At 30.7% G+C, this 17,251-nt stretch carries 18 protein-coding genes; 2 read left to right on the forward strand and 16 right to left on the reverse strand.

Translation table 11 applies throughout. The features are described from left to right. The 8 genes from WC663_03785 to WC663_03820 form a co-directional block, all read right to left on the reverse strand. Positions 1–507: hypothetical protein (locus tag WC663_03785; protein ID MFA6296449.1), on the reverse strand; the 507-nt coding region annotated here is incomplete at its 3' end. 48 nt (positions 508–555) lie between these two features. Beyond that, on the reverse strand, positions 556–930 hold the full coding sequence (locus WC663_03790) for an iron-sulfur cluster assembly scaffold protein (protein MFA6296450.1): 375 nt from the start codon (positions 928–930) through the stop codon (positions 556–558). A gap of 44 nt (positions 931–974) precedes the next feature. Further along, entirely contained in the window at positions 975–2,702 is a 1,728-nt protein-coding gene (locus WC663_03795) for an ATP-binding cassette domain-containing protein (protein MFA6296451.1), read from the reverse strand. A gap of 98 nt (positions 2,703–2,800) precedes the next feature. After that, entirely contained in the window at positions 2,801–3,622 is an 822-nt protein-coding gene (locus WC663_03800; GenBank protein ID MFA6296452.1) for a metal ABC transporter permease, read from the reverse strand. Positions 3,623–3,753: 131 nt separating this feature from the next. Continuing rightward, complete coding sequence (locus WC663_03805) at positions 3,754–5,526, reverse strand: beta-propeller fold lactonase family protein (protein ID MFA6296453.1); 1,773 nt, start codon at positions 5,524–5,526, stop codon at positions 3,754–3,756. A 97-nt stretch (positions 5,527–5,623) separates the two neighbouring features. After that, complete coding sequence (locus tag WC663_03810) at positions 5,624–6,352, reverse strand: metal ABC transporter ATP-binding protein (GenBank protein ID MFA6296454.1); 729 nt, start codon at positions 6,350–6,352, stop codon at positions 5,624–5,626. Continuing rightward, complete coding sequence (locus WC663_03815) at positions 6,353–6,766, reverse strand: cytidine deaminase (GenBank protein ID MFA6296455.1); 414 nt, start codon at positions 6,764–6,766, stop codon at positions 6,353–6,355. 88 nt (positions 6,767–6,854) lie between these two features. Continuing rightward, the gene (locus tag WC663_03820) at positions 6,855–7,745 is read right to left on the reverse strand and encodes a metal ABC transporter substrate-binding protein (protein MFA6296456.1); all 891 of its coding nucleotides are present in this window, start codon (positions 7,743–7,745) and stop codon (positions 6,855–6,857) included. 157 nt (positions 7,746–7,902) lie between these two features. Between WC663_03820 and WC663_03825 the strand changes: the two genes are divergently transcribed. Beyond that, complete coding sequence (locus WC663_03825) at positions 7,903–9,060, forward strand: hypothetical protein (protein MFA6296457.1); 1,158 nt, start codon at positions 7,903–7,905, stop codon at positions 9,058–9,060. A gap of 74 nt (positions 9,061–9,134) precedes the next feature. Here WC663_03825 and WC663_03830 read toward each other — a convergent pair whose 3' ends face one another. The 4 genes from WC663_03830 to WC663_03845 form a co-directional block, all read right to left on the reverse strand. Then, positions 9,135–9,413: a 2TM domain-containing protein gene (locus tag WC663_03830; protein ID MFA6296458.1), complete on the reverse strand. Its 279-nt coding sequence runs from the start codon at positions 9,411–9,413 to the stop codon at positions 9,135–9,137. 115 nt (positions 9,414–9,528) lie between these two features. Then, the gene (locus WC663_03835; protein ID MFA6296459.1) at positions 9,529–10,485 is read right to left on the reverse strand and encodes a permease; all 957 of its coding nucleotides are present in this window, start codon (positions 10,483–10,485) and stop codon (positions 9,529–9,531) included. Positions 10,486–10,496: 11 nt separating this feature from the next. After that, entirely contained in the window at positions 10,497–10,733 is a 237-nt protein-coding gene (locus WC663_03840; GenBank protein ID MFA6296460.1) for an FmdB family zinc ribbon protein, read from the reverse strand. Positions 10,734–10,818: 85 nt separating this feature from the next. Next, positions 10,819–11,115, reverse strand: a complete 297-nt coding sequence (locus WC663_03845; protein MFA6296461.1) for a metalloregulator ArsR/SmtB family transcription factor — start codon at positions 11,113–11,115, stop codon at positions 10,819–10,821. Between the two features lie 121 nt (positions 11,116–11,236). Between WC663_03845 and WC663_03850 the strand changes: the two genes are divergently transcribed. Continuing rightward, entirely contained in the window at positions 11,237–12,331 is a 1,095-nt protein-coding gene (locus tag WC663_03850; protein ID MFA6296462.1) for a hypothetical protein, read from the forward strand. Positions 12,332–12,388: 57 nt separating this feature from the next. Here WC663_03850 and WC663_03855 read toward each other — a convergent pair whose 3' ends face one another. The 4 genes from WC663_03855 to WC663_03870 are packed head-to-tail and all read right to left on the reverse strand — an operon-like array spanning position 12,389 to position 17,036. After that, entirely contained in the window at positions 12,389–14,824 is a 2,436-nt protein-coding gene (locus WC663_03855; GenBank protein MFA6296463.1) for an HAD-IC family P-type ATPase, read from the reverse strand. Between the two features lie 11 nt (positions 14,825–14,835). Then, positions 14,836–15,672, reverse strand: a complete 837-nt coding sequence (locus tag WC663_03860) for a Bro-N domain-containing protein (GenBank protein ID MFA6296464.1) — start codon at positions 15,670–15,672, stop codon at positions 14,836–14,838. Positions 15,673–15,696: 24 nt separating this feature from the next. Continuing rightward, positions 15,697–16,404: a dihydrofolate reductase family protein gene (locus WC663_03865; protein ID MFA6296465.1), complete on the reverse strand. Its 708-nt coding sequence runs from the start codon at positions 16,402–16,404 to the stop codon at positions 15,697–15,699. 5 nt (positions 16,405–16,409) lie between these two features. Continuing rightward, positions 16,410–17,036: a hypothetical protein gene (locus WC663_03870; protein MFA6296466.1), complete on the reverse strand. Its 627-nt coding sequence runs from the start codon at positions 17,034–17,036 to the stop codon at positions 16,410–16,412. Positions 17,037–17,251: the final 215 nt, after the last annotated feature.

Here is a 17,251-nt window from a genome sequence, read left to right on the forward strand (position 1 = left end):
TTCATAAAGAGCTTTCATTGTTACAGGTGTGCCATCTTTGAATTTGTCCGGAAAAAGAAAAAGCTGGAATTTTTCTCGCAATTCTTCTTTTGATGTTCTTCTGATTAAATCTTTGATTTGCAGATCATCTAGTTTTTCTCTAAGCATTTGATTAATTTTTTGTTTTTCTTCAGGAGTATATTCAAATAGCTTTTCAACATTTCCATCCTTATCTTGAACTGTAAAATGAGCTTCTATTTCGTCTGGTCCCATATAACTTTCACCAAATAATCTTTTTGCTTCAACTCTTGGATCTGATTCAATCATTTTTTCTAATGCTTCTCTTAATTTTAACACTTGATCAAGCAAAACTGGCTTGTCTGTTTCAATTGCCTCAGCTATATTGTTTGCTTCAGCAACAAACTGTTCTGATTCTTTTGTTTTTGCAATTTCAAAACCAGGAGCTTTTTCTTTTTCTCCAGATTCTTTAATATCTGCTAATTGTGAATATTGTTCTGGTGATGACATAATATTCTATGATTAATTGCGTCTTTAAAATCCCAAGTACCTAAGAAACTAAGTACCCAAGTAACTGCGAATCGCTTGATGCAAAACAGATGCTGCAAAATTAGAACACAACATTTTTTGCGCTGGCATTCCGCCTAATGCTTTTACAACATCAATATCTGTTATTTTTAATGCCTGATCAACTGTTTTATTTTTTGCTAAACTCGTCAGCATTGAACTTGCAGCCATACTTGCAACACAACCCAAAGTTTGAAATTTAATATCTTTGATAATATTATTTTCTATTCTAAGAGTTAACTTAATTGTATCACCACAAGCTGATTTTGAATTCGCCATCATTGCAGAAGCATTATGTTCTTTTACTTCCCCAACATTTCTTGGATTTTCAAAATGATCCAAAACTAATTCAGTATATTTTTCCATAATACAAATTATTTACTAATTACTAGTTACTTTGTTGCTAGTTACTAGAGTTTGAAGTTCCTTGCCTTTCTCGACGCTTCTTCTCTTGTTCTTTCTGCATATGCATAAGGACTTTCCTTAACTTCAGCAATTGACGTCAATCCCTTTTGCTTTGTCAAAACTAAATTTCTTGGTTTTACAGTTGATCCAACTTTTTTACCAACACTTTCTGACAAAGCTTTCATTAAATCAACATCGTGAGTTGAAATAACTAAAGCTCCTGGAAAATTTTGCATTGCTTTTGTAATTCTGGCTTGCAATTGTCTATCCATATGATTTGTTGGTTCATCTAATACTAGAACATCAACATTTTCAACAGAGCTAACAGCTAAAAACCAAAGCAATCTTTGTTCTCCGCCAGAAAATGTTCCAAGCTTTCTTTTTAACCAAGATGCTTCAAATTTTCTGCCTCCGCCAAAATTTAAATCCCTTGCTTCCTGAGAAAATCTACCAGGCTGAATACTACTATGAGGATCAACATTTTCTTTTACCCAAGCAAAAAAATCTTCCAGATTTCCTGATGCAACCTCTTCTGGCCAAAATTGCGGCATATAGGCAAAATTAACACCTTTTAATTCTTCAAAACTTTGATTGCCCTTACCACGTCCTGCAACCAAAGCTTCCATCAATTTTGTTTTTCCTGTTCCATTCTCGCCAGACAAAAACACAACCTCTCCAGCTTGAACCGAAGGAAAGTTTACTTTTTTCAAAGGAGAATCAGGAACAGTTAACCATTCTGGAGCATTAATTACTGCCTCACCATGTGTCCATTTCTTTTTTCTCCAATCTATATCTCCAGAAATTATTTGGAAATTCTTTCTTGATCGATCTTTCAAATAATTCTGATAAGTTGCACTAGATTGTCTAACTTCTCTTCCTTTTTCGTCAGCTGCAGCTTCAATCACTCCATCAGATCCAGCTCCTCTCAAAAACCAATCAACATGACTAATACTTGCAATTGAAGTTCCTGCTTTTTTATAAACATCAAACAAAGCTGTTAATTTTGCAATACTTACCATATCCAAATGATTTGTCGGTTCATCCAATAATAAAACATCTGGCTCAGAAGCAAGAACAGTCAACAAAACAACTTTTGTTCTCTCACCACCAGATAGTTGATTTACTTTTCGATCCAAAAATTCTTCCATGTTAAATAATCCTGCAACTTTAGAAATCAATTCTTCAATTCTTCGATGTGCTTCTTCATTCGCCATATTTCTTTCATATGCATCAGTATCATCCCAATTAATTGGCAATTGTTTTTTAAAATATTCTCCTGACTGATCCAAAACATCTTTCGCTTTCATATCGCCTATTTGACCTAAAATTTCCTCTTGATTCAATCTAGCAATTCTTAATTTTTCTCTGGAACGTTCTGGTTTTCCATAAACCATTCCTCCAGCTCCGCCTTTTGTCTCAAAATCAGCATTTCTAATTTCCATCATTGCATCAAAAATTGTTGTCTTGCCAGAACCATTTGGTCCAATTACCACAACACTCTTGCCAGATTCTAATGCCAAGCGATCAATTCTCATTGCCGGCTCGCAACGATTTATTTCAGAATTGACTGCTCCAACCAAAGCACCCAAACTTTTAGTTTTTTCTATACTACCTTTACTTCCTGGCTCTTTATCAACAATATGCAAATCCAAAGCCCTTTTTAATTCTGGATTTATTTCGCCTTCTAAATACTGCTCCATTCCTCCTTCAAATTCTAACATTGATGTTGCCATATTATTTAAATTATTATTCTTCGATTATAAAAACTAATACAAATCAATCAACAAAATTTGATACTTTAAAAACTTTATGAACTTTATAACTTTCGTAACTAACGTCGATAACCTCCAAACATGAATAACCGATAAAATGATGCCACTAAAATAAAGATCGCAGTCCCGCATAATACTATAACAGCGCCAGAAGGCAAATCAAAAATATACGATAAAATTAATCCTAAAATTACTGTTATCTCGCCCATTATAATACTTACAGCTATTAATGATTTAAATGATTTTGAAATTAATTTTGCAATTGACGCTGGAATTATTAATAATGCCGAAACCAAAACAATTCCTAAAATCTTGACTCCCAAAACAATTGCTACTGCCAAAAAAATATTAAATGATATTTCAAATAATGGAACATTTATTCCAGATAAATATGCGCCCTCTTTATCAAAAGCAACTAATGATAATTTTTTATAAAATATTGTTAAGAAAATAATTACAACAATAGATATAGAAGCCATAATAATTAAATCATTCGTACTTACAGCTAGAATATTGCCAAACATAAAACTAATCAAATCTGGTTGATAACCAGCTTTAAAGCTCATCAATACTACACCTAATGCCAGACTTGCAGTAAATAAAATTCCAATTATTGCATCAACTGATATTTTTGTTTTCTTTTCCAAAACATAAACTAAAATAGCAATGATAACGCTATAAAATATGGCAATTACTAATGGATTCAAAGAAGCCAAAAGTCCAATTGCAATTCCAGCTAATGATGCATGCGCAATTCCATCGCCTAAAAATGACATTCTTTTCAATACTGCAAAAACTCCCAAAAATGCCAAAAGCACTGCTAGAATAATTCCAGCAATCAATGCTCTTTGCATAAACGGAAATTGTAATATTTCTAACATATTATTTTTAAAATAAAACTAGAAAAAAGGTTCTGCGTTTTCCGCGTCCGCTTCTGCGTTCTTCCGCGTTAAAACTATATAAAACCTAATAATAAAAATTATTCAATAATACAAAATTATAAATCGATTTTCTATTTAACACTAATTGCAAAATAGTATACTTTTTCTTTTAAAGTTGAAAAATATTTCACAATAATTTTTTTGTCTTTTGGAACAATCCTTATATCAGTCCAATTAGTATTCAAATCTCGCCAATTAGCATCATTTTGTGTTCGATATTTTATCGTTAAATTACTCTTTTTCAATCCAGCAATTTTTTTCTTTAATCTTTTAAATTCCTTTTGTGAATATTTAAAAGTCGCTTGAAATTTATAATTAGCATTTACTTTATAAATATCATTCGTCAATACCCAATATTTTTTTAATGTTTTATTTCTAGCATCTACGAAATTCTGCGGATATTTTTTAACTTTTGATATTTTTAAATAACGCTTACTCTTTTTTAATTTTGCTGGATATTTTTTAAAGTTAAAATAAAAGTTATCAGCGTATCTTGTCGTATTTTTCTTGATCAGAATCTGCTTACTTGTAGCATGCTTTGTTACAAACTTATTTGCATAGATTGCCCTACCAGTTAAATTAACATCAACGGTTGTTTGATCAGGATCATTAGATGTAAATGTTATTTTTGTCTTTTTTATACCCGAAGTTTTCAATGGCTCAAAAACAACATCAGCAGTACAAGTACCTAGAAGTTGCAAGTTTTGCCCAGAGCAACCATCATTTTGCACTTTATAATTTCCATTTCTTGACAACAAATTGCCTAATTCCAAATTAGCTGTTCCAGTATTTTGAATTGTTAAAGTCTTTGTTGATTTCTTTCCAATCACAGTATTATCAAAACTTAATGACGATGAACTTAGCAAAACAATTGATTGCGGATCAATAAAATTACCAAACGCAACGGGACTGTTTCCCATAGTAATTGTACTTACTTGGCTAGTTGCTATATCAATAACTGAAACATCATCAGAATTAATATTTATAGTAAATACTTTCGTTCCGTTTGGATTTATTGATATTCCCCATGGATAATTTCCGACATTAATTGTTGTAAAAGTGTCTGCAAGAGTATCAATAACTGCAACATTATTAGTAAAAGATCCAGGAACATAGACTTTTTTTCCTAATGGATCAGAAATAATATTTCCACCAGATCCAACTGCCGAGATAGTACTGATTAATGAATTATCAGCTGTATTAAAAACATAAATTTTTGGATTAGTACCTATTTGCTGTGCAACATAAAACTTGTCTCCAGTTGGCAAAACAACGATTCCTAAAGGAGCTGAAATCACTGTCGGCAATGTTGTAACTGAATTATTTGATAGATCAATTACCGAAACAGAATTTGAAAAAAAGTTTGAAACATAAAGATGAGTCCCAGACGGATCTATTGCAATTCCAGCTGGACCATTTCCAACCGTAATTGTTCCTTCAACCGTATCTGTTGCCACATCTATTATCGATACATAATTTGAACTATAATTAGCTGCGTATGCTTTTGTCCCAGCAGGATTAAAAACAATACCTACTACCGTAGTTCCAACATTGATTGATCTTAAATATTCATAAGTATTGCCATCAATAACAACAATGTTAGTACCATTTAAATCAGGAACATATATTTTATCTCTTTTTGGACTGACTTGAATTCCAAAAGCCATCGTCAAGCTATTTACAGAATTATTTGTTGCAATTACTGTATTAGTCGTTGTATCTATAACACTCAATGTTTTATCAATACGATTTACCACATACGCATTTGGCCTCGCCCAAATAATTCCAGGCATCAAAAATGCCCCCAACAAAATCGCCCAGAATAATAATTTTTTGTTTTTCATTTTTTCTTCGTCCGCCGTAGTCCAATATTTTTCAGCAAAAAATATTGAACGAAGACAGATTACTTTATAACTTTATGAACTTTAAAAACTTTATAAACTAATGTTGATGTATCGCCACATCCTGCCCATATAATCTCTTAACCATTTCAGCATCCAAAATTGTTTTTGGATCACCATAACAAACTAATTTTCTATCCAAACAAATAACTCGATGCGCATATTTAGCAACAACATCAAGCTCATGCGAAATCATGACTATCGTAATTTTATATTTTAAATTTAAATAATCCAACAAATCATAAAAACTTTTTTCACCGCCAATATCAATACCAGAAGCTGGCTCATCCAAAAACAAAATCTGCGGATCATTCAAAATTGCTCTCGCAATCAAAACTCTTTGCAATTGTCCGCCTGACAAATTGCCTAGCAACTTTTTTTTCTGATCTTCCATATTTACTTCTTTTAACTTTTCATCAATTTTTTCAGATGAAGTTCCTTTTTGTAAAGAAAATTTCAAAAATTCTTCAATAGTAATTGGAAAAGTTTTATCAAAAATAAATCTCTGTGGCACATAGCCAACAATTTTTTTCTGTTCCCAAATACTCTTTCCAAAAATTTCGACTTTTCCAGATGTCAAATTATTCAAGCCAAGCATTGCTCTAATCAATGTCGTTTTTCCTGATCCATTCGGCCCAATTATTGATACAAAACAACCTTTACTAATTTCTAAATTAATTCCTTCAAGTGCTACAAAAGAATCATACTTAACAGTAAGATCAGAAACTTTAATTGCAATAATATCGCTATGCGGACAAGCTCTGGTCATTTATTTTTTACAATTATCTTTGCACCAACTCTCTTCCCAATTGAATGGAAGCAAGTCCTTTAATTTTAATACTTTTTCATTTTTAACTATAATTTCTGTTTCTAAATTATCTTTATGAACCTGATGAATCAATTCTCTGCATTTTCCGCAAGGATACATAATAGTATCATGACCGTAAGCAACTATTTTTTTAATTCTATATTCTCCATTAGTTATCATATTCGCAATTGCTGCTGATTCAGCACAAAAACCTAATCCGCAAACAAGATCAATGCAAACACCGACATAGACATTGCCTTTATCTGTAACTAAAGCACATCCGACATCGCCAGCAATCATATTATTAGCAACTTTTTTCGTATTTATCACTGACTTTGCTTTTTCAATCAATTCTTTATTAGAAATTTCATTCATAAGTATTTCATTAATCTTTAAAATTTTTTATTTGTGTATCTGTGTCAATCTGTTAAAAATCTGTGTAAAATCTGTGACGAAACAATAATTATTGATTCAGTCCTTCTTTCATAATCTTAGCATTTCCATTCATATTATCAATATAACTATTTCCATAATAATTTCCTTCAGCATCAAGAATATATAATTGAAGACCAACATCATTTACAAACGGCTGAATCACATTATTCGAAAATTCTGGCTCAGAAAAAATAGCTCTGACATTTTCATTTTTAACTGTATTGCTTAAATCTTGCAAATATTTTGGCGTTGGTTCAGATCCTGGAAATGGCTCAAACGTAGCTACAATTTGCAAATTAAATTCATAAGCAAAATATTCCCACGCATCATGAAAAGTTACTAATTTTCTAGAGCTCAAATTTTCAAAATCATTATTAATATCATTTTTTAATGTATCTAATTTCGGCAAATAGTTATCTAAATTATTCTTATAATATTGTGCATTTGCAGGATCAAGTCTCTCTAATTCTTGTTCAATTGTTAACGCAATTTCTTTTGCATTATTAATTGATAACCAATAATGCGGATCTTTATTACCATACTCAGGCAATCCTTCATCGCCTTTAGCAGTTCTTAAATTAATATTTTTATCAACAGTTATTAAATTTACGTTGCCAATTGTGTCTTTGACAGAGCTTGCCCAATTATCAATTCCGTAGCCAATCATAAAAATATCAGAAACATTTTGTAATTCTTTTGCTTTTGCAGATGTTAATTCAAAAGTGTGTGGACTAGCTCCAAGTGGCAAAATCTGTACCACACCAATTTTATCTCCTGCAATATTTTTAGTAATATCAAAAAGCGGAAAAATAGTTGTTGCCACTTTTAATTTTCCTGTATTTTTATTTTTGCATCCAGCGCCAACTAAAACAAAAAAACATAATCCCAAACTTAATATTAAAAAAATTTTCTTTTTCATAGAATAATATAAGAATATCAAAATTATTTATTTAATAAATTAAGTATAACACAAAAATTTTATTATCAAATCAGTGATAAGAAATAATATTTTTTATTTATAAATTATATGCTATATTTTAAGTATAAATTTATTAATTAATAATTAATATAAAAATATGAGAAAACTGCTCATTTTGAGCCTGTTTGCAATCGCAGCAACAATGCTATTTATTGCGCCAAATGCATTGGCTTTCGACATTACAACAGACAGTATTAGCACAAATGATAGCACAAATCCAGCAACAATTGTTGATACACCAACATTTGTTCAAACTGGAGTAACATCCGATTCATTCAACGTTGTTTATAGTCGACCAGGCGCAACCTATACTGGCGTTTTTACATTATCTGGATCTAGCGATGATTTGATGAATGCACCAGTTTTAGTAATCAGCGGCGGAAAAATTCAAAGCTATGCATGGGATGCTAGCTCTCACAAAGCAACTGTCGTTTGGATCGGAGATGAATACGAAGTTATAACTCAACGTCAAAAAGTTACTGCATCTGCAGTTGTTTTCATTAGACCAGCATTAACAAATCCAACAAAAACAAATTTCAAGTCAGTCGAACCTCCAACTGCAATGGCAGGCGGATATATTTCAACTGGCATTAAAGATTGGACAATTAGCACACCAAGCGCATTAGCAAATTTCGGATTCGGATTATCAATGACTGGAATTTCTGGCAACAAAAGCTATTACAAAATGTACGTTCCAAAAAACATGTTGAATGTTTTTACATCAATGGGAAAATTAACTGTTTTAAGAAAACATTTAGCCATCTTTATTGATAATTATCAAGCATCCATCAAAAAGACAAAGACTGCTAATGGTGGAGCAATTTTCAATTTAGAAGCAACATTTTCAACTGGAAATACAGAGACAACACCATTAACAACAACTTTAGCAAAAGCCACAAAAACTGCTCCAGTAGTTTCAAAACCACAAAAAAATATTCCAACAGTTACAAAAACAATTACTGTTCAAAAAAAGAAAAAATTAAGCACTGCTTTCAAAAAAGGAAATCTGAACATTGGCCAAACTGCAAAAATTTATGGCTGGCTAAGAAGTATGGAAAAAGGCAAAACAATCAAAATTTATTACAAGAAAAAAGGCACAACAACTTATAATTATCTTACTTCAGTAAAAACAGTCAATCTAAAAGGCTATTATTCTTATTCTTTTGCAACAACAAAAGTTGGCACTTACAATTACAAAGTAAAAAATGCAAAAGGCACAATAATCAGCAAAAAAGCAGTTCTAATCACACAATAAGTTAAAAATAAAATCACCCTAAATTATCAGGGTGATTTTTTTATACTTAATTATTTATAGATATTTCTAGACAATTAATCTTTCTTTTCCATCTCTTCTTTGATCTTTTTTTCTTCCCATTCATTATCAAACTTATTACCAGTAAATACAGAAATGGCATGCACAATTACTGCAATTCCCCAAAAGATTGTCACCCAATAGAACCACCATCCTCCACCAATAACCAAATTAATAATAAATAAAATCAAGTTAACCACAATAAAAGTGACCAAATTGATGTAAAAAGCTTTTAGTTGCGCAACCTTTTGTTTAGCTTTTTTATATTTCTCTTCTTCTTGTTTTTGTTCTTCCATACTTTTTTTATATTATTTATTTATTTGATTATATATTAACATAAAATATCAAAAAATCCAGATTTTAAATTAACTTTTTCTAAACATAATCAAACTATTAGCAATCAATTTGAAATTATTTAATGACTCCTCCTAAAAAATTAAACAAGTACCCAATTATTATTATTCCAAAAGCCACAATACCAAAAAAAATCAACAATAATTTCATTTTTAATACTCTTTTTATAATTAATGCCTCAGGTAAAGAAAGTCCAGCTACTGCCATCATAAAAGCTAAAGCAGTGCCCAATGGCACGCCATTCAATGTCACTGCATAAATAATTGGTACAACAGTTGAACAACCAGCATAAATTGGAACGCCAATCAAAACTGCCAATGGCACAGCAAAAAATCCAAATCCATTTAACATTTTTTCAAAAAAATCAGCCGGTACATATCCATGGATTATTGCGCCTGCAAACATACCCAAAACAACATACCAAAACATTTTCTTAAAAGTTTTCAAGCCTTCTTTCCAAGAATATTCTAATTTTCCTTTTAATGTTTTTGGTAAATATTCCTCTTCTCTTTTGCTATTATTATCATCAATAATAATTTGATTTTCTAATTTTAATTTTCCTAATATCAAGCCAGCAATTGTACCTAACAAAATTCCAGTTATTGCATAAATAGTTGCAATCTTCCAGCCAAATGTTCCGCCCATTAACACGAAAACAACTTCATTAACTAATGGCGATGTGATTAAAAAAGAAAATGCAACTCCAATTGGAATCCCACTTTTCAAAAAACCAATAAAAATTGGAATTGAAGAACATGAACAAAAAGGAGTTACAGCGCCAAACATTGATGCCACTAAATTAGCAATACCAAATTTTCCTTTTGATAATGTCGTTCTAATTTTTTCTTCTGAAAAATATGTTTTAATAAAAGAAACAATAAAAACTACCGCAATAATTAAAAACAAAATTTTTACAGTATCGTAAATAAAAAAATTCAAGCTTTCTGCAAATCTGCTTCCCTCTTCTAATCGTAAAATATTATTCGTTATTAAATCTGCTAAATATTTAAACATTGTTTATATAATTATTTTTTACAGTTACAATTACACTTACAATCATCACTTTTAAAAAAATTTTTCAACGAAAATTTTTCTTTCGTATCTTCTGATCCGCATTTTGGACATTTAAATTTTTTTGTTTCTTTATCTTTAATGCTTGCATTTACTTCAAACATATTTTTGCAAGAATTACATTTAAAATTTGCCATATAAATTAATAATTTATTAAATTTAAAAAATATTTTTATCCACCTTATCCGCATTTAATCCGTTTAATCCGCGTACATAGATAAATAAGATATAAACAAAAAATTATACAGATTACTTTTTTAAAAAATAATTCAAAATCTAATTTAGTGATTCTAATAAATTATTTAAATCATCAATTGCTTTTTTATTTAATTTATAATAAACATTCTTCCCTACTTTTCTAAAAGTAACTAAGCCATTATCGCTTAAAACTTTTAAATGATGTGAAACTAAATTCTGCGCCAAATTTAATTTTTCATAAATTTTGCAAACACAGAGTTCTTTTGAACTCAACAATTGCAAAATCTTCAATCGATTCTGATCGCTGATTGCATAAAAACGTCCATGACAGCATGAACAATTTTTCTTCTGATTTTCACAATTACATTTTTTCATATCAATATATATTGATATATTATAGTTTAATAAAAAGAATGTCAATAGTTATTCACAATCGATCTTGCAAAAATATGTTACAATATAAAATATTAAGAATTTAAAAATTAACACAAAAAAAATGAAAAGACTATTCGTCTTGAGTCTATTTGTGTTAGGAGCAGGAATTTTTTTCCTCTTGCCATCAATAACCAACGCTTACAGCGTTGATTATGAGACAGCTCCTATCACATTATCAGATGGCTCAACAGCGCCAGTCACACGCGAAACAACGCCTTCAAGAGGCGGTACAGAAGCAACTTTTGGAATTGGTTACGATGCTCCTGGCACAACCTATACCGGAATTTTTACAATTTCCGGAACAGAAACAGAAGTAGCAAAAGCGCCAATGCTTATTGTTAGCGGCGGATTAATTCAAAGTTACTCTTACAACGCCACTACCCATCAAGCAACAATCGTTTGGACCGGCGATCAATTTATCATCCCTGACAATGGCCAACTAGTTAATGAATCAGCTTTTGTTTTCATAGCGCCAGGCACTGATCCAACTCCAGAAAATCCAAATGTACAAGGCTGTCCAGCATCAATGGCCGGAGGTTATGTTTCTACAAACATTACAGATTGGCAAATTAATCCTCCAACATCAAGAGAACAAATGGGTTTTGGTCTTAGTCTTAATGGACCAGCAAATCTAGTTGCCTATTACACAATGTATATGCCAAGCACAATGCTGAATTTAATGTCAACGATGAGCGGTAGAACAGTTACGCCAACTGATCTAGCATTGTTTATTGATAACTATCAATCATCACTTAAAAAAACTATCACAGCTGATAACGGAGTAATTTTTGATATTAGCTTAACTTTTAAATCCGGTGATACAAATGTCAGCTCAACATCAACTGTCAGCAAAACTGTCATGGCACAAGAAAGAGAAAAATTAAGTGCAGCTTTTAAAGATAATAAAGTTAAAAAAAATAAAACCGCCAAACTTTATGGCTGGATGAAAAATGCCAAAAAAGGAAAAGCAATTAATATCTATTACAAGAAAAAAGGAGCAAGTACTTTTACTTTCTTAAAACAAGTTAAAACAATAAAAAACAATGGCTATTACATTTACAAATTTGCCCCGACTGAAAAAGGCCAATTCTATTACAAAGCAAAAAGTGTAAACAACAAAAAGAAAAGCTCAAAAGTAAAATTAACTGTAAAATAATATAAAACAAAAATCACCCTAAATTAAGGGTGATTTTTTATTTTTAATTACTTATTACTAGTTACTAGTTCCACGTCGATTACTCACCCATTTCACAATTTCCACCCACGCCATTGCCAAAAAACCAATTCCCAAAACCAATCCCCATTCCCAAAAATGCATCGGCTCAACATGCAAGGCATTATTCAAACCTGGAATATAAATCGCTGCACAAAGCAAAACAAAACCATACCCTACTCCCCAGAATAACCACTTGTTTGCGAAAAAATTATGCATTTTGAAAATTGAATGTCGCAAATCCTTATACGAAAAAATATAAATCAAATCAACTGATGCCACAGTTGCAAATGCAATCGTTCTTGCTAAATCAATATCACCTGTCGTTTTGTTATAATACCAGAATAAAAATAAAACTAAACTGCCGACACCCAAACTAATCGTCAACATCAAAAATTTCATCCAGTTATTCAATATCTGTTCAGCTTTTAATTTCTTCGGATCTTCTTGCATCAATCCAGGCTCTTTGGGCTCAAAACTCAAAATAATATCTGGCGGACCATCGCATATTAAATGCACCCATAATATCTGAACAATTAATAATGGCGCTGGCAATCCTAACATCATTGCTCCAAAAATAAAAACAATTTCCACAAAAGAATTAGACAAAGCATAGCCAATCACTTTTTTCATGTTTGCAAAAATCAACCTGCCTTCTTCGCATGCAGCAACAATAGTCTTAAAATTATTATCTAACAAAATCAAATCTGCTGCTTCTTTCGCCACTTCAGTTGCTGATCCAACAGCTACGCCAATATCTGCTTTTTTCAAAGCTGGCGCATCATTGACTCCATCGCCTGTCATTGCTACAACCTCGCCATTATCTTGCAAAGCTTGTACAATTTTTAATTTTTGATGGGGCGTAACTCTAGAAAATAAAACAATCTTTTCAATTATTTTCTTTAATTCTTCTTCAGACATTTTTTCCAAATCTTTGCCTTCCAAAACATTATCATCATTAATTTCAAAACCAAGATTCAAAGCTACTCTTTCTGCAGTTTTTCGAAAATCACCAGTTACTATTTTTACTTTAATTCCAGCTTCTTGTGCTTTTTTAATTACATCTTTTACTTCTGGTCGAATTGGATCAGACACGCCAATTAATCCAAGCCATTTAAAATCATTAGTCTTTTTCAAATCACCATTTTCTTTACCAACAATTCCCAAAATCCTTAAACCTGATTCAGCAAATTCATCAATCTTTTCTAAAATATTTTTTGTTTCTTCGGATGTTAAACTACAAAATGATAGCACAATTTCTGGCGCGCCCATTAGCAAAGCCATTTCTTTACCTTCAATATCATTAACTGACATACTATATTTTTTTTCACTATCAAAAGGCTCTTCATATATTCTTTTATATTTATTAAAAATTTCTTGAGGACTAATTTTCTTTTCATCTTTTAAATAATTCCATAAAGCAATTTCCAAATTGCTCCTTTGATTATTATCCAAAATCATTGCCAAATTTGCTTTTTCTTCTTCCAAAAACCAAGTTTTTGCAACTTTCATATTTCCTTCTGTCAAAGTTCCAGTTTTATCAGTACAAATTACTGATGTTGATCCAAGCGTTTCAATTGATAATAAATTTTTTACCAATCCTTTTTTCTTTAAAACTCTTCTCATACCAATTGCTAAAATTACCGTTATCACAACTGGCAAGCCTTCTGGAATTGCTGCCACAGATAAAATAATTGAGATTTGCAACATTTGCCCAATATCTTGATGATTCAAAACACCAACAACAAAAATAATTGCACAAACAATAATAATTATAAAAATTAAACTTCTGGTAAACTTTTCTAGTTTTATTTGTAATGGCGTCTTTGTATCTTTAATTTCCGACAAACTTTTTCCAATCTTGCCAATTTCTGTCTGTCTTCCAATACTTGTTACTTTCATAATTCCATGACCATAGATCACAGTTGTCCCCATAAATAATTTTCTCGTTTTTTCGTTTGTATTTTTTTCTACTGCCTCTTCCTCACCAGTTAAAATTGCCTCGTTGATTAACAAATTGATACCTTCTATCAAATATCCATCAGATGGAATTTTATCGCCTGAATTTAAAACTACTAAGTCACCAGGCACAATTTCTGCAACATCAATATTTTTATTTTCAGAATCTCTAATAACAACAGCTCTTGGCTTTAAGATTTTTTTCAATTCTTCCAAAGTTTTTTGCGCTTTAAATTCCTGAATAAAACCCATAATAATATCCAACAAAATCACTGCTCCAATCAAATAAACTTCTGCATATTCTTTGAAATATACAGAAACACCAATTACCACAAAAAAAACATAAATAATTGGACTTTTAAATTGATTAAACAAAATCGAAAACCAGCTGAATTTTTTTTCTGCTGGCAAAACATTTTTACCAATTTTTTCTTGAATTTTTATAACTTCGGAAGATGATAAACCTTGATTTGGCATTTTTGTTTTATTTATTTTAATCTTTTTTTATTAGGCTTTGATAAATAATTTTCACTCGTTGAAACTTTTTTGCCACTTTTTTTCTCCAAATCTTTTCTCGCTTTACCAGCCACACTACCACCCTCATAAGCCGCTCGTTTATTTTTAGCAAAACCTAAAGCATTTTTATTTTTAGCAATTTCTGTTGTTGATGCTTCGCCAAGCATTGTAAAAATTAATTCTAAATCATTCATATTGTCTCGCAGGTTTTCTCTATTCAAGCCCTTAAATTTCTGATATTCACTTGGTGTCATCCCAAAAGTTGCCTTAGAAATTTCCGCAGTTAAAATCGCATATTCCTGACCTTCTTTTACTCTTCTCTTTTTCCACTCATTTGTTAAAGTTTCTCGTACCTCAATTCCTCGCATCCTCTTTTCAATCCAGCTTTCTGGATATCCTTTAGCCCTATAAATCATTCTAGTCCTTTTTATTGCCAATTCTGGATCCTCAATTTCTTTTATTCGCTCATAACCAACTCTTGCCAACCATCGTTTAAAAGGCTCTGCTTTTGGCGATGGAACGGTTTGAACAATACGAAAAATTGTTTCTGTATTTCCACAGTCAGTCAAATACTTTTTACCATCATTCGCTACTATTTTCAGTCGTCCGATTTTTTCGGACAACTGAAAATATCCTTCTTTCAAGAGCTTTCTCTTTAAATCACTCCAATACTTTCTAGGTCTTTTGGTACCTGTCAAAATCTCTATAATATCATTAACCGAAAACCACCATTCATTATTAAAAATAATTCTCCGAATTTCTTTTTTCCTAAAAATAGCAATTTTAGTTATTGTATTTATTTTATCCATATTCATATTATTTAAACTACAGAATTAATCAATTTTTGTTTCATTAATAACATCATACTTCAAATAAACATATGAGTCTTTCAACTTTTTCACATTAACTAGCTTTAAAGCTTTAATCTCTTTTAGTTCATCAATCGAAGATAATGATTTTCCACCAATCAAAGATGCAGTTTCTTTACCGCCAATTAATGCCGGAGCTACAACAATTAAAATTTTATCAATCAATTTATTTCTTAAAAAAATAGAATTCAAAGTTCCGCCAGTCTGGATTGTCAGACGTTTCATTCCAAAATCTTGTTTTATTTTTCTAAATAAATCTACAAAATCAATTTCATTTTCATAATAAATAATTTCGAGATTATCAGCATCTTTTCTTAAAAAAGCTGGATGATTTTTATTTGTTGTAATGATAAACAATTTTTTACTTTTTTTGATAAAATTATCTACACCAATTTTATCTAGATGTGGCTCATTATCAATAATTAAAAAATTGACTGGAGTTTTAATTATATTCTTTTGAATTTTGTTTGCTCCAATTTTTGCTAAAACTCTGCCAGAATTCAAAGAATTAATATCCGTTGTTTTCTCAATATCATAATACTGTTTTAATCCTTCTTTGATCCCTTTTATCTTCGGAAAATCTTTATCAACATCTAGAGCATCAACATTACCAGTTGAAATTTTTCCATCAACAGACATTAACATAAATAATGTTGTAATTGGTTTATTCATAATATTTACTTAGCCATTAAATAATCAACTGCCTCTTTAATTCTACTATCAAAATCATTATCCACATTAAATAATTTTAAACCATATTTTTTAGTTTCTTTTTCAAAATAATTTCCGTATTCACAAATCATCTTTGCAATTTTTTTGTAAGTTTCTTCATTTTTTGTCCTTGCAATTATCCAATCATTTGGAGTTGTGGTTTTTTTAATATCAGCAATAAATTTTTCTTCATCAGATTTTACGAGAAAAATACTCTTAATTTTTTTTGGATATTTTAAATTTAATTTTACAACCAACTCTGGCTCAATATGATAACCTTCAATAACAAAATCATTACCATCAGCAATTTCACATTCAGCAAACATTTCAATAGCTTTATAAACAGTTTTTGCTTGCTGTTGATAAGCCTCAAAAATTTCTATTGATGAATATTTAGAATATTTTTCATCATTATCTTTGCAACGCTGATCACAGGTGGGAAAACTTTTTGATAAATCATCTTTATCTATATATCGCTTAATTACACATTGAAGCGTATCAGTTGAAACCCAAGGAATACCAAATAACTTTGATATTTTTTTTGATAATGTAGTTTTTCCACATTTTGGAGGACCGCCGATTAAATAAATCATAATTTATATTAACAAAACATATTATAATAATTATACCATAAAGCTTTGCAACAAAAAACAAGGCATTTAACCTTGTTTTCAGAAACTCCCGGGGTCGGATTCGAACCGACGACCAATTGGTTACACTTATCCTTATATTTCTAAAAGGGGTGGACTATATCATCATCCAATTTTTATAAAAACTTTATAAAAATCTGGAGCAAGGCGCTTCCTAT

It is taken from the genome of Patescibacteria group bacterium (assembly GCA_041662665.1).
Classification (GTDB): Bacteria; Patescibacteriota; JABMPQ01; order JABMPQ01; family JAQVVF01; genus JAQVVF01.